25 protein-coding genes and 1 riboswitch are annotated in these 23,049 nt (G+C 66.6%); of the genes, 10 read left to right on the top strand and 15 right to left on the bottom strand.

All coding sequences use genetic code 11. From position 1 onward, the window contains the following. Positions 1–105 precede the first annotated feature (105 nt). Positions 106–2,670 (top strand): TIGR02302 family protein, encoded by a 2,565-nt coding sequence (locus tag NA2_RS16205; protein ID WP_008598110.1) that lies wholly within the window; start codon positions 106–108, stop codon positions 2,668–2,670. Positions 2,671–2,737: 67 nt separating this feature from the next. On the opposite strand, the gene NA2_RS16210 is transcribed toward NA2_RS16205, so the two are convergent. From NA2_RS16210 to NA2_RS16220, 3 genes are all read right to left on the bottom strand, one after another. Further along, complete coding sequence (locus tag NA2_RS16210; RefSeq protein WP_008598111.1) at positions 2,738–3,103, bottom strand: response regulator; 366 nt, start codon at positions 3,101–3,103, stop codon at positions 2,738–2,740. 73 nt (positions 3,104–3,176) lie between these two features. After that, positions 3,177–3,719, bottom strand: coding sequence for a hypoxanthine phosphoribosyltransferase (gene hpt / locus NA2_RS16215; RefSeq protein WP_008598112.1), 543 nt, complete (start codon positions 3,717–3,719; stop codon positions 3,177–3,179). A 50-nt stretch (positions 3,720–3,769) separates the two neighbouring features. Then, positions 3,770–4,408 carry a hypothetical protein gene (locus NA2_RS16220; RefSeq protein WP_040678207.1) on the bottom strand — a complete coding sequence of 213 codons (639 nt, stop codon included), beginning with the start codon at positions 4,406–4,408 and terminating at the stop codon, positions 3,770–3,772. Positions 4,409–4,580: 172 nt separating this feature from the next. Between NA2_RS16220 and ftsE the strand changes: the two genes are divergently transcribed. From ftsE to NA2_RS16240, 4 genes are all read left to right on the top strand, one after another. After that, the gene (ftsE, locus tag NA2_RS16225; RefSeq protein WP_008598114.1) at positions 4,581–5,240 is read left to right on the top strand and encodes a cell division ATP-binding protein FtsE; all 660 of its coding nucleotides are present in this window, start codon (positions 4,581–4,583) and stop codon (positions 5,238–5,240) included. Beyond that, entirely contained in the window at positions 5,233–6,222 is a 990-nt protein-coding gene (locus NA2_RS16230; protein WP_008598115.1) for a cell division protein FtsX, read from the top strand. The genes ftsE and NA2_RS16230 overlap by 8 nt, the downstream gene beginning before the upstream one ends. Before the next feature lie 82 nt (positions 6,223–6,304). Continuing rightward, positions 6,305–7,024, top strand: a complete 720-nt coding sequence (locus tag NA2_RS16235; RefSeq protein ID WP_040678209.1) for a YdcF family protein — start codon at positions 6,305–6,307, stop codon at positions 7,022–7,024. 73 nt (positions 7,025–7,097) lie between these two features. Then, positions 7,098–7,886 (top strand): lysophospholipid acyltransferase family protein, encoded by a 789-nt coding sequence (locus tag NA2_RS16240; RefSeq protein ID WP_008598117.1) that lies wholly within the window; start codon positions 7,098–7,100, stop codon positions 7,884–7,886. 74 nt (positions 7,887–7,960) lie between these two features. On the opposite strand, the gene NA2_RS16245 is transcribed toward NA2_RS16240, so the two are convergent. Then, positions 7,961–8,509, bottom strand: a complete 549-nt coding sequence (locus NA2_RS16245; RefSeq protein ID WP_008598118.1) for a gamma-glutamylcyclotransferase — start codon at positions 8,507–8,509, stop codon at positions 7,961–7,963. Between the two features lie 124 nt (positions 8,510–8,633). Here NA2_RS16245 and NA2_RS16250 point away from each other — a divergent pair, with 124 nt between their 5' ends. Continuing rightward, the gene (locus NA2_RS16250) at positions 8,634–9,629 is read left to right on the top strand and encodes a DUF2125 domain-containing protein (RefSeq protein WP_008598119.1); all 996 of its coding nucleotides are present in this window, start codon (positions 8,634–8,636) and stop codon (positions 9,627–9,629) included. A gap of 3 nt (positions 9,630–9,632) precedes the next feature. On the opposite strand, the gene NA2_RS16255 is transcribed toward NA2_RS16250, so the two are convergent. Continuing rightward, the gene (locus NA2_RS16255) at positions 9,633–10,568 is read right to left on the bottom strand and encodes a prephenate/arogenate dehydrogenase family protein (RefSeq protein ID WP_008598120.1); all 936 of its coding nucleotides are present in this window, start codon (positions 10,566–10,568) and stop codon (positions 9,633–9,635) included. A gap of 2 nt (positions 10,569–10,570) precedes the next feature. Further along, positions 10,571–11,671, bottom strand: a complete 1,101-nt coding sequence (gene hisC / locus NA2_RS16260; protein WP_008598121.1) for a histidinol-phosphate transaminase — start codon at positions 11,669–11,671, stop codon at positions 10,571–10,573. A 137-nt stretch (positions 11,672–11,808) separates the two neighbouring features. Next, positions 11,809–11,887, top strand: a riboswitch (SAM riboswitch). Between the two features lie 52 nt (positions 11,888–11,939). Here hisC and metA point away from each other — a divergent pair. Then, complete coding sequence (gene metA, locus NA2_RS16265) at positions 11,940–12,860, top strand: homoserine O-acetyltransferase MetA (protein ID WP_008598122.1); 921 nt, start codon at positions 11,940–11,942, stop codon at positions 12,858–12,860. Between the two features lie 6 nt (positions 12,861–12,866). Here the strand turns inward: metA and NA2_RS16270 are convergent, their stop codons facing one another. From NA2_RS16270 to NA2_RS16280, 3 genes are all read right to left on the bottom strand, one after another. Next, positions 12,867–13,187, bottom strand: coding sequence for a DUF1330 domain-containing protein (locus NA2_RS16270; protein WP_008598123.1), 321 nt, complete (start codon positions 13,185–13,187; stop codon positions 12,867–12,869). An 81-nt stretch (positions 13,188–13,268) separates the two neighbouring features. Continuing rightward, complete coding sequence (locus NA2_RS16275) at positions 13,269–14,354, bottom strand: NAD(P)H-dependent flavin oxidoreductase (RefSeq protein WP_008598124.1); 1,086 nt, start codon at positions 14,352–14,354, stop codon at positions 13,269–13,271. A 2-nt stretch (positions 14,355–14,356) separates the two neighbouring features. Then, positions 14,357–15,121 carry a class I SAM-dependent methyltransferase gene (locus NA2_RS16280; protein WP_008598125.1) on the bottom strand — a complete coding sequence of 255 codons (765 nt, stop codon included), beginning with the start codon at positions 15,119–15,121 and terminating at the stop codon, positions 14,357–14,359. A gap of 107 nt (positions 15,122–15,228) precedes the next feature. Here NA2_RS16280 and gloB point away from each other — a divergent pair, with 107 nt between their 5' ends. Beyond that, positions 15,229–15,996 carry a hydroxyacylglutathione hydrolase gene (gene gloB / locus NA2_RS16285; protein ID WP_008598126.1) on the top strand — a complete coding sequence of 256 codons (768 nt, stop codon included), beginning with the start codon at positions 15,229–15,231 and terminating at the stop codon, positions 15,994–15,996. A gap of 26 nt (positions 15,997–16,022) precedes the next feature. On the opposite strand, the gene yddG is transcribed toward gloB, so the two are convergent. Continuing rightward, on the bottom strand, positions 16,023–16,895 hold the full coding sequence (gene yddG / locus NA2_RS16290) for an aromatic amino acid exporter YddG (protein WP_008598127.1): 873 nt from the start codon (positions 16,893–16,895) through the stop codon (positions 16,023–16,025). A gap of 129 nt (positions 16,896–17,024) precedes the next feature. Beyond that, a complete protein-coding gene (locus NA2_RS16295; RefSeq protein WP_008598128.1) occupies positions 17,025–17,792 on the bottom strand; it encodes a DUF3108 domain-containing protein in 768 nt (255 codons plus the stop codon). A 293-nt stretch (positions 17,793–18,085) separates the two neighbouring features. Between NA2_RS16295 and rpmB the strand changes: the two genes are divergently transcribed. Together rpmB and NA2_RS16305 are read left to right on the top strand one after the other, a co-directional pair. Beyond that, positions 18,086–18,382 carry a 50S ribosomal protein L28 gene (gene rpmB / locus NA2_RS16300; RefSeq protein ID WP_008598129.1) on the top strand — a complete coding sequence of 99 codons (297 nt, stop codon included), beginning with the start codon at positions 18,086–18,088 and terminating at the stop codon, positions 18,380–18,382. A gap of 91 nt (positions 18,383–18,473) precedes the next feature. After that, positions 18,474–19,106 carry a queuosine precursor transporter gene (locus NA2_RS16305; RefSeq protein WP_008598130.1) on the top strand — a complete coding sequence of 211 codons (633 nt, stop codon included), beginning with the start codon at positions 18,474–18,476 and terminating at the stop codon, positions 19,104–19,106. A 207-nt stretch (positions 19,107–19,313) separates the two neighbouring features. Here the strand turns inward: NA2_RS16305 and NA2_RS16310 are convergent, their stop codons facing one another. Genes NA2_RS16310 through NA2_RS16325 form a run of 4 tightly spaced genes read right to left on the bottom strand, consistent with a single transcriptional unit; the run spans position 19,314 to position 22,789 of the window. Continuing rightward, positions 19,314–19,781, bottom strand: coding sequence for a MarR family winged helix-turn-helix transcriptional regulator (locus NA2_RS16310; RefSeq protein ID WP_008598131.1), 468 nt, complete (start codon positions 19,779–19,781; stop codon positions 19,314–19,316). Then, complete coding sequence (locus tag NA2_RS16315) at positions 19,778–20,362, bottom strand: amino acid synthesis family protein (RefSeq protein ID WP_008598132.1); 585 nt, start codon at positions 20,360–20,362, stop codon at positions 19,778–19,780. Before NA2_RS16315 ends, NA2_RS16310 begins: the two co-directional genes overlap by 4 nt. Then, positions 20,355–21,266, bottom strand: a complete 912-nt coding sequence (locus tag NA2_RS16320; RefSeq protein WP_008598133.1) for a UPF0280 family protein — start codon at positions 21,264–21,266, stop codon at positions 20,355–20,357. Before NA2_RS16320 ends, NA2_RS16315 begins: the two co-directional genes overlap by 8 nt. Next, positions 21,263–22,789 carry a hypothetical protein gene (locus NA2_RS16325; protein WP_008598134.1) on the bottom strand — a complete coding sequence of 509 codons (1,527 nt, stop codon included), beginning with the start codon at positions 22,787–22,789 and terminating at the stop codon, positions 21,263–21,265. Before NA2_RS16325 ends, NA2_RS16320 begins: the two co-directional genes overlap by 4 nt. Positions 22,790–23,049: the final 260 nt, after the last annotated feature.

The following is a 23,049-nucleotide window of genomic DNA, read 5'->3' on the forward strand; positions in this document are numbered from 1 at the left end:
GTAACAATTTCGCGCGCTGCCTCGCCTTCGCCGCGTTTGCTGCTATCCTTGCGACTGGGGTTGGCGTGATTCAGCGCCGGCCACAGCGAGGTGCTGAGAGTGCCGATGGCTGAAACACCCGAACGGCAGACACTCCCCGGCAGGCGGTTCGCCAGGCTTGCGCGGACGCGCCTTGCGACGCGCGTGGTGATGCTGGTCGAGCGCCTCTGGCCGTTGGTCCTGCCCGTTCTGGTCGTTGCCAGCGTGTTTCTCTCCCTTTCGTGGTTCGGCCTGTTCCGCCTGATGCCGGACGGGCTGCGGCTCGGCGTTCTGGCTGGCCTCGGCGTCGCCGGCCTTGCCGCTCTCTGGCCCCTGCGCCGGTTCCGCCGCCCCACCTCCGTCGAGATCGACCGGCGCATCGAGCGCACGAACCGGCTGGAGCATGAACCGGTCGCGACCCAGACCGACCGGCCCGCCGGCCAGGCCGACGGCTTCGCAACAGCTCTTTGGCGCGAACACCAGAAGCGCATGGCCGACAGGCTCGACAATCTGCACGGCGATCTGCCGCAGACGCGCGTTCCCGAACGCGATCCGTGGGGTCTGCGCGCAGCGGCGGCCTTGTTCCTGGTGACTGCGGCGGCGTTCTCCACCGGCCCCTATGGCGGCACCCTTCTGGACGCTTTTCGCACCCATGGCGGCGCCGAGATCGTCCCGCCGCGCATCGACGCCTGGGTGACACCGCCGGCCTATACGGGCCGCGCGCCGATCTACCTGACGGCGGAGGCCAATCGGCAGACGGAGCACTTCACCGTGCCCCAGGGCAGCATCCTCGCCCTGCGGATCACCGGCGGCACGGGAACGGAGACCCTCTCGCTCACCGATGCGACGGGTGGCGAAACCTTGATCGAACCGGAAGGCGCGTCGCAGGCCGAAGCGGCCTCCACGGCGAATGCGGCGCGGCGCTTCTCGCGGACCCTCGACAGCGACGGCGAACTGACCCTGAAGCGCGGCGATACGGAGATCGAGGGCTGGCTGTTTGCGATCACGCCCGATGCACCCCCTCAAATCCGCTTCAGCGAGGATCCCAAGCGGGCCGTCAACGGCACGCTGGAACTTGCCTACGAGATCGAGGACGACTACGGCGCCGCCTCCGCCGAAGCCCTGTTCGAGCAGAAGATTGCCGCGCCGGATGCCCGACCGCTCTACGAGGCGCCCGATCTGCCGTTGTCGCTGCCCCGCCGCGACGGCAGGTCCATCGCCGCCAAGACGTCACGCGATCTGACGGAGCACCCGTGGGCCGGCAGCGCCGTCGCGCTGACATTGAAGGCGACCGACGCCGCGGGCCAGGAAGCCCGAAGCGAGGTCAAGGACCTCGTGATGCCGGAGCGCATCTTCACGAACCCGCTCGCCAAGGCGCTCGTCGAACAGCGCCGCATCCTCGCGCTCGATGCCAACAGGAAGCCCCGCGTCCTGGCGCTGATGGATGCCGTCCTCACCTGGCCCGAGGAAACGCTGCAGAACCTGTCGCATTTCCTGGGCGTCTCCGGTGCGCGCACCAGGCTCGATATGGCCGAGACGGACGACCAGTTGCGCGGCGTGGTCGATTATCTCTGGGAGATCGCGCTGGTCATCGAGGACGGCGATCTCACCGCCGCCGAACGGCGCCTGCGCCAGGCCCAGGAAGCGCTCAAGCAGGCGCTCGAGAACGGCGCGAGCGAGGAAGAGATCGCCAGGCTGATGGATGAGTTGCGCAGCGCCATGCAGGAGTTCCTGCGCGAGTTCGCCGAGCGCGCCCAGCAGAATCCCGATCTTGCAGAACAGATGCCGCAGAACGGCCAGATGCTGAGCCAGAACGATCTGGAGCGCATGCTCGACCAGATCGAGGATCTGGCGAAATCCGGTGCGCACGAGCAGGCACGCGACCTCCTGTCCCAGCTCGAGAACATGATGAACAACCTCCAGGCGGGCCGCTCGCAGCAGGGCCAGCAGGGCGGCCAGCAATCCGAAATGCGCCGCCAGATGGACGAACTGGGCAATCTGATGCGCCGCCAGCAGGAGCTGATGAACGAGACCTTCCGCATGGACCAGATGCAGCGCGGCCAGCGAGGGCAGCAGGGTGAAGGCCAGCAGGGCCAACAAGGCCAGGGTCAGCAAGGGCAGGAACCCGGGCAAGGTCAGCAGGGAATGACCTCGGAGGAGTTCGCCGAAGCCATGCGTGGGTTGCAGCAGGGTCAGGGCGGTCTGCGCGGCGATCTCGAAAGCCTGCTGAAAGGCCTTGAGGGCCTGGGCATCAAGCCCGGCGAGGGTTTCGGGGAAGCCGGCGAAGCCATGGGGCAGGCCGAGGGTTCGCTCGGCGAGGGCCAGGGCGAACAGGCCGTCGGCGAACAGGGCCGGGCGCTGGAAGCGCTGCGCCGTGGCGCCCAGGATATGATGAACCAGATGCAGCAGGCCATGCGTGGCGAGCAGGGCGGCGGCGAACAGGGCTTCCGCGAGAGCAATAACGGCCGCGACCCGCTCGGCCGGCCGCAGGCGACCACCGGGCCGGATTTCGGCGATTCAGTTCAGGTGCCTGACGAGATCGATACCCAGCGGGCGCGCCAGATTCTCGACGCCATCCGCAAGCGGCTGGGCGATGCCCTGAGCCCTGCCCTCGAGAAGGAATATCTGGAGCGGCTTCTGGACATGCGCTGACCGCAACCGGGGACGTCGGTCTGGAATGTCCTTTGCGCGCCCGTTCGGACGCACGGCAATCCGGAAATCAGGCGGCCAGCACCTCGCCGACCCGCTTGCGCAGCTCGCTCAGCGTAAAGGGCTTGTTGACGACGCCCGACACCGTCCCGTCCAGTTCGGCGGCGCGCTCGCGCTGGTCGGCATAGCCCGTCATCAGGAGAAGACGCAGTTGGGGAAAGGCGAGCGCCGCGGCGCGCGCCATCTCGATGCCGTCCATGGCCGGCATGCGGATATCGGAAAGGACGAGATCGTAGCCGCCGGACATGGCAGTGATCCGCTCAAGCCCCTCCAGCCCGTCGCCCGCCGTTTCCACGCTGTGCCCCGCCGCACTCAGTGCGCGTGCCGTAAAAGTTCGGACGGATTCGTCGTCCTCGACGATCAGAAGCTTAGCCATGGCCTGTTTTCACCCGATCAGATTACGCTTCGGTAAACGCCCTGCCCATGATCACGGTCTGCCTGTCGATACGTCAGGCATCGCCCTTGACCACGCCGACGAAAGGCAGTTCCCGAAAGGCGTGCGCCACGTCCATGCCATAGCCGACCACGAAATAGTCGGGACACTCGAAGCCGACGAAATCCGCATCGACCGTGATCTGCCGGCGCGAGTGCTTGTCGAGAAGGACGGCGATCGAGACCGACCTGGCACCGCGCGACAGCATCAGTTCGCGCGTGTGCTTCAGCGTCTTGCCCGATTCGAGGATATCGTCGATCAGCAGGACATCGCGCCCGGCGACATCATTGTCGATGTCGCGCAACACCTTGACCGAACCGCTTTCCGTTCCCGCGCCGTAGCTCGAGATCATGATGAACTCGACTTCCGGCGTGATGCCCACATCGTGCATCGCGCGGATGAGATCCGCGGCGAAGATGAATGAGCCCTTCAGGACGGAGATGACCAGCAGATCCTCGTACTTGCGATCCGCGATCTCTTTGGCCAGTTCGAGATTTCTCCTGGCGATGGTCGAGGCGGAGAACAGCACCTCGATTTCCTTGCCGCGAACCACGGGCATCGCGCTACGCTCCCAGTTATGACGGTCCGCCGGTCATGACGGCCTGCCACTTATGACGGTCTGAATGTCACGGATACGGATTTGACCCCTTCACTAGGCGCGACAAGGCGGCTGGAGAAGGGAAAGCGTGTGCCGGGTTCGAGCTGTTGATCGTTTGTCCCCAGAAAATAACGCGTCGTCGAGCCGTCGCGCGCCAGCACCTCGATGGACAGGCCGGGAACGACGACCACCCGATCGCTCTCGTTCAGCGCCGCGCCGTCCACCAGAAGCAGCGCCCGCTCGCCGCGCATCTCGACGCGGCTGTTCACGTCCACGAGGCGCAGCGCCTGCGCCGGCGCGCTCGAAGAGAAAAGGGTCATCCCATGGACGAGGCTGTGTCCGCCCGCGATCCAGAAGGCGCCGGAGACAAGAAGGGCGCCGCACAGCCAGAACAGCGGCCCGCCTCGGCCCGGCCCGTCATGCGCGCGGCTTCCCGGCCGCAGCATTTCCAGCCCGCCGACATTGTTCGTCACAGATTTGTCTGAAGGCGCATTGTCCCGCGCCGGATCGCGACCACCGCCACGCGGAACCGTCTCGTATTCCGCCTCGACCGCATCGCCCGTGCGCCCAACCGCCTGCGGCCGCGCCTGCGGCGCGCCGGGTAGCATGATTTCGCCCGAGACCGGGCGTTCGCCTTCCAATCGAATCATGCGGCCAAGCCGTCCTTTCGCGCCCCGCCGTTCCGGGGTAAATGGAAATGGTTAATGCTTTCGCCATCACCGCGCCAATAGCGGGCGTTAACTTGCAATTAACCATGCGCGCCGATGGTCTGGCCCGGCGCGCCCGGAGCGGCGCCCGCCACTGAGAGAACGCAGGTTTTTCGTGATTCGGTTTGAGAATGTCGGCCATAGATACGGGATGGGTCCGGAGATCCTCCGTGACGTGTCGTTCTCCCTGCCGGAACGTTCGTTTCAGTTTCTCAGCGGCCCGTCCGGCGCGGGCAAGACGACATTGCTGCGCCTCCTGTTCATGTCGCTCAAGCCAACGCGCGGACTGATCACCATTTTCGGCAAGGACCGGTCGAAGATCACGCGCGCCGAGCTGCCGCTCATGCGCCGCAACATCGGCGTCGTATTTCAGGATTTCCGCCTGCTCGACCACCTGACCACCTACGAGAATGTCGCGCTTCCGCTGCGGGTGCGTGGCCGCGAGGAGGCGAGCTACCGGGCCGACGTGATCGAGCTGCTGAAATGGGTCGGGCTGGGCGAGCGCATGCATGTGCTGCCGCCGATCCTCTCGGGCGGCGAGAAGCAGCGCGCCGCCATCGCCCGCGCCCTGATCGAGCAACCGCGCATCCTGCTGGCCGACGAGCCGACCGGCAACGTCGATCCGCAGCTCGCCCGCCGGCTGCTGCGCCTGCTGATCGAGCTCAACCGGCTGGGCACGGCAGTGATGATCGCTACCCACGATCTCGGCCTGATGGACCAGGTGGACGCACGCCGCATGGTCCTGTCTGCCGGAAGGCTCGAAATCTATGACTGACACCAGCCGCCTGCTCAGGAATCTCGGTGCGCGGCTCGGTTCCGGCGCCCGTGGCGCGACCGCCAGGAAGCAGATGCCCATCGTGCCGTCGGACAATGTCGCCGGACGCGCCATGGTGCTGGTCATCGCGATCATGACCTTCCTGTCCTGCCTGACGCTGGGCGCGGTGACCCTGGTGCGCGACACCGCGGCCACCTGGCAGACCCAGATCTCCCGCGAGGCGACCATTCAGATCAAGCCGGAGGACGGCCTCGACATGGCGGAGGCCCTTGCCACGGCCCGCGACATCGCCAGCGGTTTCACGGGCGTCAGCGGCGCGAACATCGTCGACGCCCAGGCCACCGCCCGGCTGCTGGAGCCATGGCTCGGAACCGGCCTCGACATCGAGAGCCTGCCCGTTCCGCGACTGGTCATCGTGACACTGGACCCGGCATCACGGCCTGATTTCACGGCCATGCGCGCCGCGCTGCAGGAGGCGGTGCCGAGCGCCACGCTCGACGACCACCGCACATGGGTGGACCGGCTGGTCGCCATGGCGCGCACCACCGTCACCATCGGCGTGACCGTCCTCGGCCTGATGCTGTCCGCCACGGCGCTGACGGTGATCTTCGCCACGCGGGGCGCGATGTCCGGCAACGGACACATCATCGAGGTGCTGCATTTCGTCGGTGCGGAGGCGTCCTTCATCGCCTCGCAGTTCCGCCGTCACTTCCTGCTCGCCGGCATGAAGGGCGCGGCAGCCGGTGGCCTGGGCGCGATCATCGTCTTCATCGGCTTCTACTGGTGGTCGTCGCGCAACATGGCGACGCCGGAAGCCGACCAGGCCACGGCGTTGTTCGGCAATTTCGCGATCGGCCCATCGGGTTATCTCGGGGTCGGGGTGGTGGTCGTCCTCATCGCCGCCCTGACGGCCGCGACATCGCACTTCACGGTGCTGTCCTACCTGAAGAAAGTCGACGCCAGCCATCCCGACGGAATCTAGCGTTGAGGATGGCCACAGGCTTTTTGTCATAGGGGCTTCAGCCGACTATCCATCGCCGCAATTTGCGGCTAACCATCGACGCATGATGCAGGAAACCCAGCACGGTCGAAATGGCCAGGGAAAGCCGTTGCGTCGCCGCCGGAACCGGTCCGGCGCGCGTCTCGCACTCCGCATCGCCGCACTGGCGGCCCTCCTCACGGCGATCGCCTTTCTTGCCGGTTTCGGCCTGTTCGCGGACCACATCGGCCATCTGGCCGCGCCGCGCGACGTCGAGGACGCCGACGGCATCATCGTGCTGACGGGCGGCCAGTCGCGCATCGACGCCGCCATCGGGCTCCTCAAGGCGGGCAAGGGCAAGCGGCTGCTGATCAGCGGGGTCAACCCCATCGCCCGCGCCGACGATCTGCGGGCCGCCACGGGCGGCGACAAGGCGCTGTTCGAATGCTGCGTCGACATCGACCACGCCGCGCTCGACACCATCGGCAATGCCGAGGAAAGCGCCAAATGGGTGCACGCGAACACCTATGGCAGCATCATCCTGGTGACCAACAACTACCACATGCCGCGCAGCCTGCTGGAAATACGCCGCATCCTGCCGAAGGCGCGCGTGCAGCCCTATCCGGTGGTGAACACCCCGCTCGACAACGGCGCCTGGCTTGCCAAGCCGGACGCGCTGCGCGTGCTGGCAACCGAATACGCCAAGTACATCGGCGCGCTGGTCCGCGAGGTGGTGCCGCTACGCCGGCGCGTGGCGCACGGCGAGACGCAGCAGCCGAAGGCCGCCGCCGCCGGTGCGTCCTGAAGCGACGCTTTGTCTTCGCGCGGGCATGCTGTAAGAGCCTTCCTGCCTGTGCCGAAAGCAACGGACCCGCTTGATGCTCTTTCTTCGTTCCACCCTGTTCAATGTGGTCTTCTACCTGAACCTGATCGTCCAGATGCTGCTTTGGACGCCCTACTTCTTCCTGGCGCCGCGCAAGAAAGCCTGGATCGTTCCGAAATTCTGGGCCGCGTCCAGCCTCTGGCTGCAGCGGGTGATCACGGGCGGGCAGAGCGAGATCTCTGGCCTGGAGAACCTGCCCGACGGCCCCTGCATCATCGCCCCGAAACACCAGTCGTTCTGGGACACGATCGCCTTCCTGCCGCACATTCCGGACGCGCTCTACATTCTCAAGCGCGAGCTGATGTGGATTCCGTTCTTCGGCTGGTACGTCGCCAAGATGCGCATGATCCCCATCGATCGCGGCAGCCGCACCAAGGCGCTGAAGAAGGCCGTCCGCGTCGCCCATGTCCTGATGCGGGACAATCGCCAGCTGATCATCTATCCGGAGGGCACGCGCCGCCCGCCCGGCGCCGAGCCGTCCTACAAATACGGCATCGTCGAACTCTACGCGCAGCTCGGCGTTCCGGTCGTGCCGGTCGCCCATGTCGCGGGGCTGTTCTGGCCCCGCCGCAAGTTCATGCGTTATCCGGGCGTCATCCACGCCCGCTTCCTGCCGCCCATCGAGCCAGGCCTGCCCCGCGAGGTGTTTCAGGAAAGGCTGGTGCGCGAGACCGAAGCGGCGTGCGATGCCATGCTTGTGGAAGTCGCCAACACAGAAAACCCGCCGCCCATGCCCGAAACGGCGCGCAAGCGGCTGTCCGAACTCGGCGTCGGGAAGCGCTAGCGTTCATCAGTCAGGTGGAAACACCCCACATCCGCATTAATGCGGAGAAGCGAGAAGATGGCCGGTTCAGCGCCTCATCGAGACGTTGAACCGGTCTCATCGACGCTCCGCCCGATCCGCGCCGCCACCGCCTCGAGCCAATGGTCGCGGATGCCGAGTGCCTTCAGGTGCTCGATCGTGTTGAGCACATAGTCCTCGTTGCGCCCCGACTGCCCGACCGAACCGTTGACGCGCTCCGCCGCATGGGCGACGTCGATGCCGCCTGCATATTGCTGATGCGTCCTGTCCACCACATAGGCGAGCGCCGCGACCGGTCGCCCGTCCTCCAGGCGCACCGGAAGATGGCGTTCGAGATAGACATTGGTGACCAGTTCCCGCTCGCGCAGATAGGCCACCGCCTCCTCGCGCAGCTCGCCCGGCACGCGGAAAGCCATCCCGAGGCAGGAGCCGCCGCGGTCCAGCCCCAGCACCAGGCCCGGCCGGTCCGGCGTGCCCCGGTGCACGTGAGAATAGACGCACAGGGCGCGCCGGTAGCCGTGAAGGCGTGCCTTCCGCGTCTCCACATGGGCGAAACCCGGCCGCCACATCAGCGATCCGTAGCCAAAGACCCAAAAATCGTCCATATCGCCTGCCCAATGCTTGTCAGAGCAATCCGGGATTTCCCTGAGTTGGGAATAACGGAAATGCTCGCTTATCGTGTCGGGATCGGCCCGTCGCCTCAACGACCGGGTTAGCCGGAGGAACCGCATGCCGTCAAGAAAGCCCGCCAGGCGCAGCTACAGCCGCCGCTTCTTCTGGCTCCTCATGTCGATCGTCCTGGCGATCCTCGCCTACACCGGCGCGTGGTTCTATGCCGCCAACCTGCTTGAAACCCGCACTGCCACCCTGATCGGCGGGTTGAACGGCAACCAGCGCCGGGTGAGCTGCGAGGAACCCACGGCGCGCGGCTATCCGTTCCGCATCGGCCTCTTCTGCCGCAGCGTCTTCTACGAGGACGCCGGGAACGGCGTCTCGCTCAGCGCCGGCGCGTTCCGCACCGCCGCGCAGGTCTACCAGCCCATGCGCACGGTCGGCGAGCTCGACAGCCCGGCGCGCATCGCCCTGCCCTTCCTCCCCGCCCTCAGGGCCGAATGGCAGAACATGCGCCTCAGCGCCCGCCTGACGGAGAAGCTGCCGCAGCGCATCTCCGGCGAAGCGCGGGAGCTGGTCATCGTTTCCGACGAAGCCTCGGCGCAGCCCTTCGCCCGGGCCGAAACGCTGCAGGCGCATATGCGCCGCAACGCGGCGGAGCTCGACGTGGCGCTCGTGGTTGACGCGCTCTCGCTGGCACCGGAAGTCACGGACAATGTCGCCGTTCCGCCGCTGACGGGCGACGTCGTGTTCACCGTCGATGATGGCGTCGCGATGCTCGACGAAGGGAGCCTGCGGCTGCGTGGACGCTCTGGAACGATCCAGAATATGCAGCTGAGGGCAACCGACGGCGCTGCGGGGATAACGGTGCGCGGCCCCGTGGAGATCGGCGAAGACGGCCTGATCAGCGCCGAGCTGAAGGTCACGCTGACCCAGCCGCAGGCGATCGCCCGGCTTGCAACCGAGGCTTTCCCCGAACAGACCGACCGGATCCGTTCGGTCACGGCCGCCCTGTCCAGCCTTGGCTCCAACCCGACCCTGCCGGTGACGATCCGCAATGGCCGGGTATCGGTGGGTTTCCTGCCGCTCGGCGACATTCCTCCCGTCGATTGACGCCTACTGCTTCTCGGGATGCGCCAGGGCGTGGCGGCCGAAGTCCGGCACGTCGATGTCCTGGCCGGCCTCGATGATCGAGCGGCGAATGGCCCGTGTGCGGGTGAACATGTCGAATAGCTTGTCGCCGTCGCCCCAGCGGATCGCCCGCTGCAACGCCGACAGGTCTTCCGAGAACCGCGCCAGCATCTCGAGGATCGCCTCGCTGTTGTGCAGGCACACGTCCCGCCACATGGTCGGGTCGGAGGCGGCGAGGCGCGTGAAGTCGCGGAAGCCGGAGGCCGAATACTTGATCACTTCGGATTTGGTGACCGCCTCCAGGTCATCGGCGGTGCCGACGATGTTGTAGGCGATGATGTGCGGCAGGTGCGAGACGATGGCGAGCACCATGTCGTGATGGCCCGGGTCCATCGTGTCGACCATCGCCCCGCAGCGTTCCCAGAACGCCGTCAGGCGGGAAAGCGCGGCGGGATCAGTGCCCTCGAGCGGCGTCAGGATGCACCAGCGGCCGTCGAACAGCTCGGCAAACCCCGCATCCGGACCCGAGTTCTCCGTGCCGGCGATCGGGTGTCCCGGGATAAACTGGACGCTCTCCGGCAGATGCGGCTGCATCTGCGCGATGACCGACGCCTTGGTCGAGCCCACATCGGTGACGATGGCGCCCGGCTTCAGCGCAGGGGCGATCGCCGACGCCACCGCGCCGGAGGCGCCGACCGGCACCGAGACGATCACGAGGTCCGCGTCGCGCACCGCTTCCGACGCATCGCTCTCATAGCGGTCGCCGAGGCCGAGAACGCGAGCGCGTTCCAGTGTCTCGCCGCTGCGGGTGGAGACCGTCACTGAGCCGGCCAGCCCTGCCCTGCGGATGGCATGCGCCAGGGACGAGCCGATCAGGCCGATGCCGATCAGCGCGACCTTGTCGAAAAGCGGTTCAGGCACGATCAGGCTTCCATGAACTCGGCAAGCGCCGCAACGACGCCGCGATTGGCTTCCTCGAGCCCGACGCTGAGGCGCAGGGCGTTGGGGAAGCCGTAGGGCACCACGCGCCGCAGGACGAAGCCCCGCGCGCTCAAGAACGTATCGGCATCCTCCGCCGACTTGCCGCCATTGTCGGGGAAGTGGATGAGCAGGAAATTGCCGACGCTGGGGGTCACGCGCAGGCCGAGCTTCGACAGTTCATGCGTCAGCCAGGCGAGCCACTTCTCGTTGTGCTCCACCGCCTGCTGCACATGCGCCTTGTCGCGGATCGCCGCCGCGCCGGCCTCGATGGCAAGCGCGTTGACGTTGAACGGCCCGCGCACCCGGTTGACCGCGTCGACCACATGCGCCGGTGCATACATCCAGCCGATGCGCAGGGCGGCCATGCCGTGGATCTTCGAGAAGGTGCGCGTCATCACCACGTTCTCGCTCGAGGACACCAGCTCAATCCCCGACTCGTAGTCGTTCCGGCGCACATACTCCGCATACGCCGCATCGAGCACCAGAAGCACGTTGCCGGGCAGGCCCGCCTGCAGGCGGCGCACCTCGTCGACGGGGATGTAGGTGCCCGTCGGATTGTTCGGATTGGCGAGGAAGACGAGGCGCGTTTTGGGCGTGACGGCGGCGAGGATCGCATCGACCTCGGCGCGCTCGTTGTTCTCCTTCACAACCACCGGCTTGCCGCCCGCCGCCAGCGTCTGGATGCGGTAGACCAGGAACCCGTGCTCGGTGAAGACGGCTTCGTCGCCCGGCTTGATATAGGTCTGCGCCAGGAGGCCGAGCAGTTCGTCGGAACCGTTCGAGCAGAGAATGTTGGCCGGGTTCAGCCCATGCGCATCGGCAATGGCGTTGCGCAGCCTCGTCGCCGAGCCGTCGGGATAGAGTTCCAGATGTTCCGCCGCCCTGGAAATGGCCTCCAGTGCCTTCGGCGAAGGGCCGAGCGGCGATTCATTGGAGGAGAGCTTCCACACCTTCGCCACGCCGGGCGCGCCTTCGCGGCCGGGCACATAGGCGGCGATATCCATGACGCCGGGCTTCGGTTCGGGACGGACAGACGCGCTCATTGAATGGTCCTGTGTTGGGAGAAACGACGAACGGATTTCCAGTTACGCCTTGTCTTCCCGATCGGGGAGCGACAGGCCGTCGGTTGCTTTAGACCAAGACGGCGATTGACGCAAAGAGAACCCCGCCGTAAAAACCACCTTCGATCCGTGGTGATTTGGCCGGTCGGCTTGCAGCCACGTAAAACAACTCGCTAAAAAGGCCGAACGAAGCAGATTTGCTGAGACCGGCCGCGATTTCGCCGCCGGTCTTTTTATTTGGAGCCTGCCGATGCCGATCAAGATCCCCGATCAGCTTCCCGCCCGCGAAGTTCTCGTGCGTGAGGGTGTTTCCGTCATGGACGAACAGACGGCGCTGCGCCAGGACGTTCGCCCGCTGCAGATCGGGCTTCTGAACCTCATGCCAAACAAGATCCGCACGGAAACTCAGTTCGCCCGCCTGATGGGTGCGACGCCCCTGCAGGTCGAGCTGACGCTCGTGCGCATCGGCAATCACAAGGCCAAGAACACGCCCGAGGATCATCTCATCGCCTTCTACCAGACGTGGGAAGAGGTCAGCGCGCGCAAGTTCGACGGCTTCATCATCACCGGCGCGCCGGTGGAACTCCTGCCCTTCGAGGAGGTCACCTACTGGGACGAGCTCCGGCAGATCCTTGACTGGACCACCACCAACGTCCACTCCTCGCACTTCATCTGCTGGGGCGCCATGGCCGCCGCATGGCATTTCCATGGCGTTCCCAAGCACACGCTGGAAAAGAAGGCCTTCGGCGTCTACCGGCACCGCAACAACAATCCCGCCTCGCCCTATCTGGCGGGTTTCTCGGACGATTTCGCCATCCCCGTCTCGCGCTGGACCGAGGTGCGGGGCGCGGAGATCCCGTCCGGCTCGGGCCTGGAAGTGCTGATGGAATCGGACGAGACAGGCCCCTGCCTGCTCACCGAGGCGAAGGGCAACCGGCTCTACATGCTGAACCATATCGAATACGATTCCACCTCGCTGAAGGAAGAGTACGACCGCGACGTCGCCGCCGGAACGCCGGTGGCGGTGCCGCATGAGTACTATCCCAGGGATGACCCGAGCCGCCCGCCGCTCAACCGCTGGCGCTCGCACGCGCATTTGCTCTTCGGCAACTGGATCAACCAGGTCTACCAGACGACGCCCTACGAGCTGGAGGATATAGGCGGGCGATGACGTCGCTCAGGCGAGCACGTCGAGCGCCTTGTGGCCCGCCCCGACGCCGTCGATCAGCAGGATCTCGCCTTCGGAATTGTCGGCGCGCAGCGGCTTGATCGCCTGGTAGGCGGGCGAGGCGTACCAGGCGCCGGCGGCAGTCCGGTCGGGGAACTCGATGACGATCAGGTCGCCGTGCCAGGAACCTTCCTTCACCTCGGGACGGGCACCGTGAACGATATAGCGGCCGCCGAAAGGCGCGAGCGTCGCTTCGATGCGCTCTACATACTCGACGATCGCGGGCCCCATCGTCACGCTGTGCAGATGGCCGACGGCATAGGCTTTCATGGTCTTTCCTCTCTTCGCATAAACCATACAAAGACCATGCGTCGCCTGCTGAATTGGAACAATTACATCAGAGGTAATCGTTCACCCTTGTGAGGCACCTCGCCCGTGCAACAGCGTCTCGGCGTCGCGCATCAGCTTCACCGTCAGCTCCCCGGCCGGCATGGGTGCGGCGAGCGCGGCGGCCTGCCCTGCCCAGAGCGGAGAAAAATCGCTGATGCCGGCGGCTTCCGCCTTGGCGCGCAAAGGCCCGACGGCGGCGGTCGCCAGCGGGAATTCGGGGGCCGCATCGCTCATCGGCCCCACCTCGCCGACAAAGCGGTTCAGAAGCCCGCGTGCCGGGCGACCGGTGAAGACGTTGGTCAGCACCGTCCGGTCGTCGCGCGCCGTGGCGAGCGCCGCCCGGTGGCCGGCGCTGGTGAGCGCCTCCGGCGATTGCAGATAGGCGGTCCCCACCTGGACGGCCGAGGCGCCCAGCATGAAGCAGGCCGCCACGCCGCGACCGTCCGAAACGCCGCCCGTGGCGATGACCGGCACCGAGACCGCATCGACCACCTGCGGAACCAGCGCCAGCGTGCCGGGCTGGGTGGCGATCCCCTCCTCCAGGAACACGCCGCGATGGCCGCCGGCTTCCGCCCCCTGGGCGATGATGGCGTCGCAGCCACGCTCCTCCAGGAAGCGCGCTTCGGCAACGGTCGTCGCCGAGGCGATCACCTTGGCGCCCGTCTCCTTGACCCGCCGCACGAGCGCGGGTTCGGGCAGGCCGAAATGAAAGCTCACCACCTCGGGGCGGAATTCCTCGACGATGGCGCAGCTCTCCTCGCTGAACGGGTTGCGCCCGGCACCGGGTGGCGCCGCATCGGGGTCGATGCCGAATTCCGAATAGTAGGGCCGCAACCTCTGTCGCCAGCCCGCCTCGCGCGCCGCGTCGGGCACGGGCGGTACATGGCAGAAGAAATTGAGATTGACCGGACGATTGGTGCGCTGCCGGATGACCCCCATCTCGGTGCGGATCTTCTCCGGCGTCAGCATCGCGCAGGGCAGGGAGCCGAGTCCGCCCGCCTCACAGACCGCGATCGCCAGTTCGGAGCCGGCCGATCCGGCCATCGGCGCCAGAAGGATCGGACGCTCGATGCCGAAAAGCCTCGTTATGGCCGTGTCCATCGCCATGCTCACTGTCCTCCTTCTCCGATGCGGCGCACCGCGCCGATGCGGGTGGCGCCCTGTGGCGAAAGCGCCGGTACGAAGACGCGGCGCGAAGCGCGGGCCGTAACAGGAAGCCCCTGATAAAGCCGCTTCTCAGCTTCCACCACAAGCACACCGGCGAAAATCGGCCAGAACCGGCGTCCCGCCTGTTCCAAGAGTTGGTGCAGGCGCAGCATGAAGCGCCGCTCCGAGGGCGGGAAATGCAGCGCATCGCCCCACGCGGTGGCCGTGAAATTGACCTCGCGCAACGCCTCGGCGAGCTGCGCACGCGAGAACGGGCGGCCCGTGCCGAAGGGGGTGTGCTCGAAGCGGGCCCACATGCCGCGCCTGTTCGGCACGGCGATCACCAGCCGCCCACCCGGTGCCAGCACGCGCCAAATCTCCAGCAGGGTCTGCTGCGGGTTTTCCGCATGTTCAAGCGAGTGAACCATCAGGACGCGGTCGATTGAGGAATCGGGCAATGGCAGCTCCTCCTCGAACACCAGGGCGGTCGCGCAGGCGCCGCCGGCCGGCCAAGCGACAGCCCCCTGAACCGCCGGCATGAAGGCGAAGCTGCGTTCGGCATCCGCCCCGAAACGGTCGAGCCAGGGCAGCGTGTAGCCCAGCCCCACCAGCCTCTCCTTGCTGCCCTTCGACCAGATGGACGACAGGGCCATGGCGATGGACCGCTCGGCCAGGCGGCCGATCAGCGAGGAATAGAATGCCCTGAGAGCGACGATGTCCGAAATCATGGGCGAACGGTATCCGGCTGCGCGGAGGACGGCAAGAATTGTCGCACCCGGCGTGACAAGCCGCCGCCCCGGCCCTATCGTCCGCGCGAAAAATGGAGGCGCGGACGATGCCGCTTGAGATCGAACAGTTCATGTGCCGAAGCGACAATTTCGGCATCCTCGTCCACGACAGCGAGACGGGCGAGACCGCCCTGATCGATGCGCCCGAGGAACGCGCGATCCTCAAAGCCGTGGAACGCACCGGCTGGCGGCCGGACATGATCCTGACGACCCATCATCATCCCGATCATGTCGAGGCCAATCTGGCGCTGAAGGAGCGTTTCGGGCTGACCATCACCGGCCCCGCCACGGAGGCGGAACGCATTCCCGGCATCGACCGGCAGGTGCGCGAGGGGGACACGGTCCGCGTCGGCGCACACGAGGCGATCGTGATCGAGACGCCGGGCCACACGGCAGGACACATCTCCTATCATTTCGCCGGAGCCGGAATCGCCTTCACCGCCGACACGCTGTTTGCGCTCGGCTGCGGCCGCCTGTTCGAATGCAAGCCGCCGGTGATGCTGGCCTCGCTCCAGAAGCTGGCCGCCCTGCCGCTCGACACTGTGATCTATTGCGGGCACGAATACACCGAAGCGAACGCCCGCTTCGCCCTCTCCATCGACCCGACCAACTCGGCGCTGAAGGAGCGCGCCGCCGAGATCGGCCGTCTTCGGGCAGAAGGCAGGCCGACCCTTCCGACCACGCTGGCCGTGGAGATGGCGACCAATCCCTTCCTCCGCTGGCACGACCCCGTCATCCGCCGCAATCTCGGCATGGAGGACGCCCCGGACGAGGCTGTGTTCGCCGAGATCCGCAAGCGGAAGGATCTTTCCTGAGCGGGAAGGCACGCCCCCAGGGGCTTCTATCGCCGCCTCGTCCCGAGGATCATGTTCTTTGCCGCCAGCGCCGCGCCGAAGGTGATCAGCAGGCAGGCGGCGATGATGTTGGCTGATGGCTCGGCTGCCCCCGCCGCGATCAGGATCAGCGTCGACAACAGCGGCGCGGCATAGCTCGCAGCGCCCAGGACCTGGATGTTGCCGCGCTTGACGCCGTAGTCCCAGGCGTAGAATGCGGCGCCGACCGGCATCAGGCCGAGCGCGGCGACCGCCAGCCATTCGCCGGCGGAGGCGGGCCAGACCGTCCGTTCCAGCGCCAGATGGCAAAGCGCGGAAAGCACCGCCGTCGCCGCGCAGAACCAGGTGACCGTGCTGGTCGGCACCGCCTGGAAGCGGCGCGACAGCAGCGAATATCCCGACCAGAACAGCGCGCAGACGCCGGCCATCGCATAGCCCAGCGCGTAGCGGCTCTCGAAGGAGAAGCCGCTGCCCTTGGTGATGATCAGCGCCGTGCCGGCAAGCCCCAGAAGCGCGCCGGCAATGTGATGCCAGCCGAGCCGCTCGCCCGGCATCAGCGCCGAGCCAAGCACGATCAGCAGCGGCCAGAGATAGGCGATCAGGCTCGCCTCGACCGCCGGCGCATTGCGCAGCGCGGTGAAATAGAAGAAGTGGTAACCGAACAGGCCGGCGATGCCGACCAGCCAGACCACCGGCGGAATCCGTTGTGGCGAGGTGGGAACAGGCATTACCGCGCGCATCGCCAGGCCGATCGCCGTGGCGATGGAGAATGAAAGGGCCGACAGGAGAAACGGCGGCACGGCGCCGGTCCCGGCGGTGAGCAGCGCCAGCAGCGCCCACATGACGACCGCGGAGAAACCGACCAGTGTGGCGCGCGCCATAACCCCTCCTGGCGCGCAGCGCCGAAAGCCCTCGAACGCGCAACTAAAACATCGGAGCGAAAAGTGGAAGCCGATTTTCGGTTGTTCCTACGTCGGTCGATGATCTACGGTTCAACCATGCATGCGCCACTATTTCAATGGCTGGCTGCGAATATGGACGGTGCCGATCTTGGTGCCGATACGGGCGGCGACAGGCGTGTGGTGTCCCTTGGAGCCAAGCGGCCTGAATGCGACCAGTATGCGCGCCCGGTCGCGCAGGAAGTCGATGGTGGAGCGGCCCTTGCGGTAACCCGACACGGGCACGAAGCGGGCCTTGCAGGTGATCGTGTCCTTGCTGATCTGCTCCCGCTCGCCCGCCGGGCTGAACTGGATGTCGGCGCGCATCTCGCCATCGAAGACCTTGAAACGGCGCTTGCAGACCTGATCGGCGTCGAGCGCCGGTGACAGAAGCGCCGACAACGGGTCCATCGCGCCGACGAGATCGCTTTCGCTCACGCTGACCCAGTCCTTGCCGCGCTTCTTCGGCTTCGGCAGGACCACCGTCTCGACGATCTTCCCCCTGGCAAAGCGGATCGAGGTCGTTTCGCGCTTCCTGCCGCTCTTGTACTCGAGCGCATAAAGCGCCGGCACCACCGCCCCGCCGTTCAAGGCGCCCTGGGAAGAGACGATCCCGTCCGTCCGGTCGAACAGGCGGGCCAGCCCGGCGCTGGCAAACCGGCCCGAAACGTCGAACGCCCTGTCGTCGATGCGGCTCGTGAAGTCGGCCTGGCCGATGTGCAGGCCGAGCAGCGATGCGTCGTAGCGCAAGCGGTAGATCTCGGTTTCGGCCTCGACCGGCGAAACGCCGGCGAACAGCAGGGATGCGAGACAGAAACCAACGCAGCCATGGCGCGTCATGTACATTCTCCAGCAAGGGCCGGCGTGGCCGGCCATGTCCCTCGCGCATCTTTACACCCGATATTGCGTCAAATCTTTGGAGGCCGCCGATGCGCGGGCCCTTGCTGGAGAATGTACATGACGCGCCGCGGGCGACGCAGCCGCGCAATGCCGCTCAGGTGCTTGACCGATGCGCCAAATATCTCTATGGAACGGCAACTTTTCCATTAGGCCGCCAAAGATCGACCGCGCGCCGCCAGTTTCAGGTGCGGCAGCGGGATTATGGCAAAGCCAACACGATGAAGGTTTGAGATATGTCCCGCGCTTGCGAACTGACCGGCAAAGCCGTCCTGACCGGCAACAATGTGAGCCACGCGAACAACAAGACGCGCCGCCGCTTCCTGCCGAATCTGTGCCATGTGACGCTGCAGTCCGAGGCGCTGAACCAGAACGTTCGTCTGCGCGTTTCGGCCAACGCCCTGCGCTCGGTCGAGCACCGCGGCGGCCTCGACGCTTTCCTCGTCAAGGCGAAGGACAACGAGCTCTCCCAGCGCGCCCGTCTGCTGAAGCGGCAGGTCGAGAAGAAGCTGGCCGAGCAGCAGGCCGCCTGAGGCTTTCCCCGGTTCTCCGGGCGCTCACCTGAACACATCCTATCAGCCCGCCGCATGGCGGGCTTCTGGTTCCATCACCCAGGATAAAAAAATGACGCGCACATTTGCGATCTGGCCTTTCATGGCCGCCATGGCGGCAATCGTCGTCGCCTCGAACATCCTCGTTCAGTATCCTTTCCGGCATCTGGGTCTCGGTGAACTCCTCACCTGGGGCGCCTTCACCTATCCGGTCGCGTTTCTGGTCAACGACCTGACCAACCGGCGTTTCGGCCCCGCCGCGGCGCGGCGCGTCGTCCTGTCCGGTTTCGCCATCGCCGTCCTCCTGTCGATCTGGCTGGCCAGCCCGCGCCTGGCGGTGGCGTCCGGCACGGCGTTTCTCCTCGCCCAGCTTCTCGACGTGGCCGTCTTCGACCGGCTGCGGACGAGCGCCTGGTGGCGCGCGCCGCTGATCTCCACGCTGATCGGCTCGGTTCTCGACACGGTGCTGTTCTTCTCGATCGCCTTCGCGCAGGTCTTCGCCTTCCTCGATACGGCGCTCGGCCGCGAGGACGGCTCGCTGGCCTTTCCCGTGTCGCTGTTCGGCACCGGCATCGAGGCGCCGCTCTGGCTGTCGCTGGCGCTCGGCGACTTCGCCGTCAAGGTGCTGATCGGGCTTCTGATGCTGGCGCCCTATGGCGCGCTGCTTTCCGTGCTCAGGCCGGGGGCTGTGGCGGGGCGGGGTTAGGCGGAGGTTGAGAACCCCTCTCTTGCAAATTCCAAGGACTTAGCTTCGCTAAGCCCGGGAATTTGCTTTCTCTCCCGCAAGGGGAGAGATAGGAGCGACTTCGTCGATGACGGCGTATCTCTCCCCTTGCGGGAGAGAAAGCGATTTCAACATCTTAGCCGAAGGCTAAGTGCTAGAAATCGCAAGTGAGGGGTAAAATAGCGCGCCCTATCCCTCCGCCAGCTTCGAAAGCAGCCGCAGGAAAGTCGCCGTCTCGCGCTGCGTCAACGGCGCAAGCGTCTCCTCCGAAACCTCCAGCGCCTCCGGCAGGAGCGCCTCGACCAGTTCCCGCCCCGTGCCGCTCAAGCTCACCACCAGCCGTCGCCGGTCGCGCCCGTGCGGTTCGGCAACGACAAGCCCGCGCGCCTTCAGGCGGTCGATGACGCCCTTGATGGTCGCCGCGTCCATCGCCACCATCTGGCCGAGCTGGTTCTGCGAGGTGGGGCCCACTTCGTTGAGCTTGGCGAGCGCGGCGAATTGCGGCGTCGTCAGGTCGCTGATGCGCGCGGCGAAGATGGCGAGATGCCGCTGGTTGGCCTTGCGCAGGATGAAGCCCACCTGCTCCTGCAGGTCGTAGGCGTCGGCCGACCTGCCCGCCGGCATGAGCTTCAGCTTCTTGTCGGCTGCGCCGTTCATCGGAGGCCGTCCTCGCCCTTCACGTCCCCGGCCCTGAGACCGCCCATGCGGTTGTGCACGCGCGGGCCGCAGGCCATCGCAAGCACGAACAGGATCTCGTCGGGCCGCGGCCCGTCCGACAACCCCACCTCCATCGCATCGAAATGGCTGCGCACATAGGCGGCGTTGATGTGGCCGAGCGGAATGTCGATGCGCGCGCCGAAGGCGCCGACCTTCTTCGCCGACGGCACGATGGCCTTCGAATCGCCCAGCCGCTCGCGCATGGCGTAGCCGCCCGGCACGTGCCACAGCGCACCATGCTCCAACTCGCCCGCCGTGCCGACGATCGCCCCCTTGCCGAACCCGTCGATGACGGATGCGTCGCCGCCGAGTGCCGCGATCAGCCGGTCGGTCATCTCCAGCCCGAGTGGCTTCAGATCGTCCATCGCGCTCTCGAGTTCGTCCACATAGCGGCCGGCGAAGGGGTTCTTCACCAGCGCCATGGCGGCGGCGCGACGACGCGGCACGGCCGGCGCCGGGCCGCCTTCGTGGCGGATTTCCTCGGTCAGAAGGGCGATCTTGCGCAGCGCGAATTCAGGCATGGGCGAAACCTTTACAGGAGGGTGTTGCGGGAGGCAAAGGCGGGATCGCGGTCGTCACCTCCTGCCGGAGCAGGGAGCCGCCGCAGAGGCGGCTTTTGCCTCCGAGGAACAGGGCAGCACCCTCGATGAGGCCGCGCCGCCGCATGGATTCGGCAGTGGCGAGGCCGCTCTCGAGCGCAGCCCGGATGTCGTCGGGCGAAAGAATGCCGACCTCCCGGGTCACAAGACGGTCGCCCAGATCGCTGTCTGGATCGAGCGCACAGGCGGCGACGCGTGCGATGGCCGGATGACCGGGCAGGTCGACGGCATTGGCGATCAGCGTCGCGGCAGCATCGGCGGCGGCAGCGCTCCGCGCCAGGACGGTGACCGCATCGGCGATGCCGAGCGAATGGCTGCGCCCGCGCCAGCCGCTGGTGGCGATGCCTCGCACGGCATCGTCCGCACGGATGGTGAGACGGTCGGCAAAGCCATGGCCTATGCCGGCGATCGCCGCGTGGAACGCCTGACCGGGGGCGAGGTGAAGGGCGATGTCGCCGCCATTGTTGACATAGGCGCGCTCCAGCGACCGGCCCGCGACGAGGCTGCCCAGCACCTCGTCGGCCACGCTGCCGGCCACCGCCGCCATGGGCGTGACGAAGAGCGGTGCGTGCGGAAAGACGGCCTGTTCCATGCGCCGGGCGGTGGAGGACAAGAACGCGCGCGGGGTGGTGGCGGCCGGGCTGCGCAGCGCGGCAAGCTCTGCCACCAGTTCGTCGAGCACCGCGCGGAAGCGGGCGACCGCCTGGCGATAGGCGGTACGGCGCTCGGCTTCCGGGCCGAACGCCTCGACAATCAGGTCGATCGGCCCATGGTTCAGGTGCAGGCGCCGGCCATCCGGCAGCCAGGAGACGGCGGGACCGGTCATCGCTTCGGCTCGCGACGCAGTTGCTGGAGCGGCGGCCAGGGATTTTCCGGTGCAGCGCCCTGCATCTGGCGCGTGTTGAAGTACTCACCGCCCTTTTCCAGGACGTCCTCGACGCCGCGGATCTCGTCGGCATAACCGCCGAGGCGGATATAGTCGTCGCGGCGCAGGGTGAATTCGATGGGCGCGACGAGCGCAGGCGTCGGCACGTAGCCGAAGGCGTTCTCGGGCGTGCGCATCACATCGACCATGATGGTGATGCCGCCGCCCGGCCAGACATAGACCGGCGCGCCGCCCACCGTGACATAGGTCCTCAGTCCCTGCACGGAGCGGGTGAGGTTGACCGGGTTCTCCGTCACGCCGGCGCGCAGCGAACCGCCCGCACCGCCCATGAACAGCACCGTGCACAATGCCGGCTCGCAATTCTCCTCGATGAGTTCGACGGATTTGAGCAGGCGCTCGGGGAACGGCTTCCTGACCGGCGCGAGCGCCGCGTCGAGCTCGTAATAGGCGAACTGCTCGCCGGTGGTCGAGACCATCAGCAGCGACAGGCCGGGCCGGGCGCCCTTCTTGTCGTTGAAGGGGCCGAGGATCTCCAGCGGATCGTCGATCACCGTTCCGCCCCAGCCGAGCCCCGGCTCGGAAACGCGGAAATAGCGCCCCGGCGTCGAGCGCCGTCCGACGATCTTGATGCCCGTCTCCTCCCAACCGAGTACCTTGCCGGCCTGATGCTCGGAGACCACGCCGGTGATGTGATCGTCGACCACCACCACCTCGTCCACCAGCCCCTTCCACTGGGTGGCGAACATGCCGATCGCCGCCGAGCCGCAGCCGACGCGCATGCGCTCCTCGCGCTTGCCGTCGATGATGGGCGGCTGGCCAGCCTGGACGATGACGGTCGCGCCGCCGTCTATGGCGAGCTCGACCGGCTTCTTGTTGCACAGGTCGAGCAGCGCCTGGCAGGTGACGCGGCCCTCGCCCTTGGAGCCGCCCGTCAGGTGATGCACGCCGCCCAGCGACAGCATCTGGCTGCCATATTCGGCGGTGGTCACGTGCCCGACCGCCTCGCCCCCGGCGCGCACGGCTGCCGTTTCCGGTCCGAGGAAGCGATCCGTGTCGATCTTCACCTTGACGCCACAGTAGGAAAAGATGCCTTCCGTCACCACGGTGACCAGGTCGACACCCTCCACCTCCTGGCTGACGATGAAGGGCGCCGGCTTGTAATCGGGATAGGTGGTGCCGGCGCCGACGGCGCTGACGAAGCGGCGCTTCGTGCTGACGAGCTCACCGTCCCATGGCGCCTCGCCCTCGAAGGCAACGATGGCGTCCCCCTCCTCCGCCGCATGTTCGAGGATCGTCACGGGATCGCAGCGGGTGATGCGACCCCCGAAATTGCCATAGCGGTCGCAGGCGCCGGTGCGGCCCTCGGCGATGTAGCACATCACCGGACAGGCATCGCAACGTAGCTTCTCGCCGGCCGGCTTGTCCGGCGGCGTTACCTCGAAACGCTCGGTGAGCTCGTTCATCTCACCCGCTCCCGCGATACGGCAACGGAGAGAGGCGTCAGCATGGCGGCCATCCTCCTTCTCCCCGTAAAACGGGGAGAAGGTGCCGGCAGACGGATGAGGGACGATTGCGACCTCAAGGATTGACGCGGCGGGCGTGCGACGAAGAGCCAGTATTTTAGGTTTGGCGCCCGCCCCTCATCCGGCCCTTCGGGCCACCTTCTCCCCGCGAGCGGGGAGAAGGAAAAGCGGCAACACGCGCGCTCCGTTTCGCTCCCCAG

This window comes from Nitratireductor pacificus pht-3B, assembly GCF_000300335.1.
In the GTDB taxonomy this organism is placed as follows: Bacteria; Pseudomonadota; Alphaproteobacteria; order Rhizobiales; family Rhizobiaceae; genus Nitratireductor; species Nitratireductor pacificus.

Bases quoted from the DNA above. Each gene is read 5' to 3' on its own strand.
- NA2_RS16315 (WP_008598132.1), bottom strand. From the start codon at position 20,362: ATGCCTGAATTCGCGCTGCGCAAGATCGCCCTTCTGACCGAGGAAATC.
- NA2_RS16320 (WP_008598133.1), bottom strand. From the start codon at position 21,266: ATGACCGGTCCCGCCGTCTCCTGGCTGCCGGATGGCCGGCGCCTGCAC.
- NA2_RS16280 (WP_008598125.1), bottom strand. From the start codon at position 15,121: ATGATTTCGGACATCGTCGCTCTCAGGGCATTCTATTCCTCGCTGATC.
- gloB (WP_008598126.1), top strand. From the start codon at position 15,229: ATGCCGCTTGAGATCGAACAGTTCATGTGCCGAAGCGACAATTTCGGC.
- yddG (WP_008598127.1), bottom strand. From the start codon at position 16,895: ATGGCGCGCGCCACACTGGTCGGTTTCTCCGCGGTCGTCATGTGGGCG.
- NA2_RS16250 (WP_008598119.1), top strand. From the start codon at position 8,634: ATGCCGTCAAGAAAGCCCGCCAGGCGCAGCTACAGCCGCCGCTTCTTC.
- NA2_RS16305 (WP_008598130.1), top strand. From the start codon at position 18,474: ATGACGCGCACATTTGCGATCTGGCCTTTCATGGCCGCCATGGCGGCA.
- NA2_RS16275 (WP_008598124.1), bottom strand. From the start codon at position 14,354: ATGGCGATGGACACGGCCATAACGAGGCTTTTCGGCATCGAGCGTCCG.
- NA2_RS16210 (WP_008598111.1), bottom strand. From the start codon at position 3,103: ATGGCTAAGCTTCTGATCGTCGAGGACGACGAATCCGTCCGAACTTTT.
- NA2_RS16240 (WP_008598117.1), top strand. From the start codon at position 7,098: ATGCTCTTTCTTCGTTCCACCCTGTTCAATGTGGTCTTCTACCTGAAC.
- NA2_RS16220 (WP_040678207.1), bottom strand. From the start codon at position 4,408: ATGATTCGATTGGAAGGCGAACGCCCGGTCTCGGGCGAAATCATGCTA.
- metA (WP_008598122.1), top strand. From the start codon at position 11,940: ATGCCGATCAAGATCCCCGATCAGCTTCCCGCCCGCGAAGTTCTCGTG.
- NA2_RS16325 (WP_008598134.1), bottom strand. From the start codon at position 22,789: ATGAACGAGCTCACCGAGCGTTTCGAGGTAACGCCGCCGGACAAGCCG.
- NA2_RS16310 (WP_008598131.1), bottom strand. From the start codon at position 19,781: ATGAACGGCGCAGCCGACAAGAAGCTGAAGCTCATGCCGGCGGGCAGG.
- NA2_RS16230 (WP_008598115.1), top strand. From the start codon at position 5,233: ATGACTGACACCAGCCGCCTGCTCAGGAATCTCGGTGCGCGGCTCGGT.
- hpt (WP_008598112.1), bottom strand. From the start codon at position 3,719: ATGCCCGTGGTTCGCGGCAAGGAAATCGAGGTGCTGTTCTCCGCCTCG.
- NA2_RS16205 (WP_008598110.1), top strand. From the start codon at position 106: ATGGCTGAAACACCCGAACGGCAGACACTCCCCGGCAGGCGGTTCGCC.
- NA2_RS16235 (WP_040678209.1), top strand. From the start codon at position 6,305: ATGATGCAGGAAACCCAGCACGGTCGAAATGGCCAGGGAAAGCCGTTG.
- NA2_RS16270 (WP_008598123.1), bottom strand. From the start codon at position 13,187: ATGAAAGCCTATGCCGTCGGCCATCTGCACAGCGTGACGATGGGGCCC.
- NA2_RS16245 (WP_008598118.1), bottom strand. From the start codon at position 8,509: ATGGACGATTTTTGGGTCTTTGGCTACGGATCGCTGATGTGGCGGCCG.
- hisC (WP_008598121.1), bottom strand. From the start codon at position 11,671: ATGAGCGCGTCTGTCCGTCCCGAACCGAAGCCCGGCGTCATGGATATC.
- rpmB (WP_008598129.1), top strand. From the start codon at position 18,086: ATGTCCCGCGCTTGCGAACTGACCGGCAAAGCCGTCCTGACCGGCAAC.
- NA2_RS16295 (WP_008598128.1), bottom strand. From the start codon at position 17,792: ATGACGCGCCATGGCTGCGTTGGTTTCTGTCTCGCATCCCTGCTGTTC.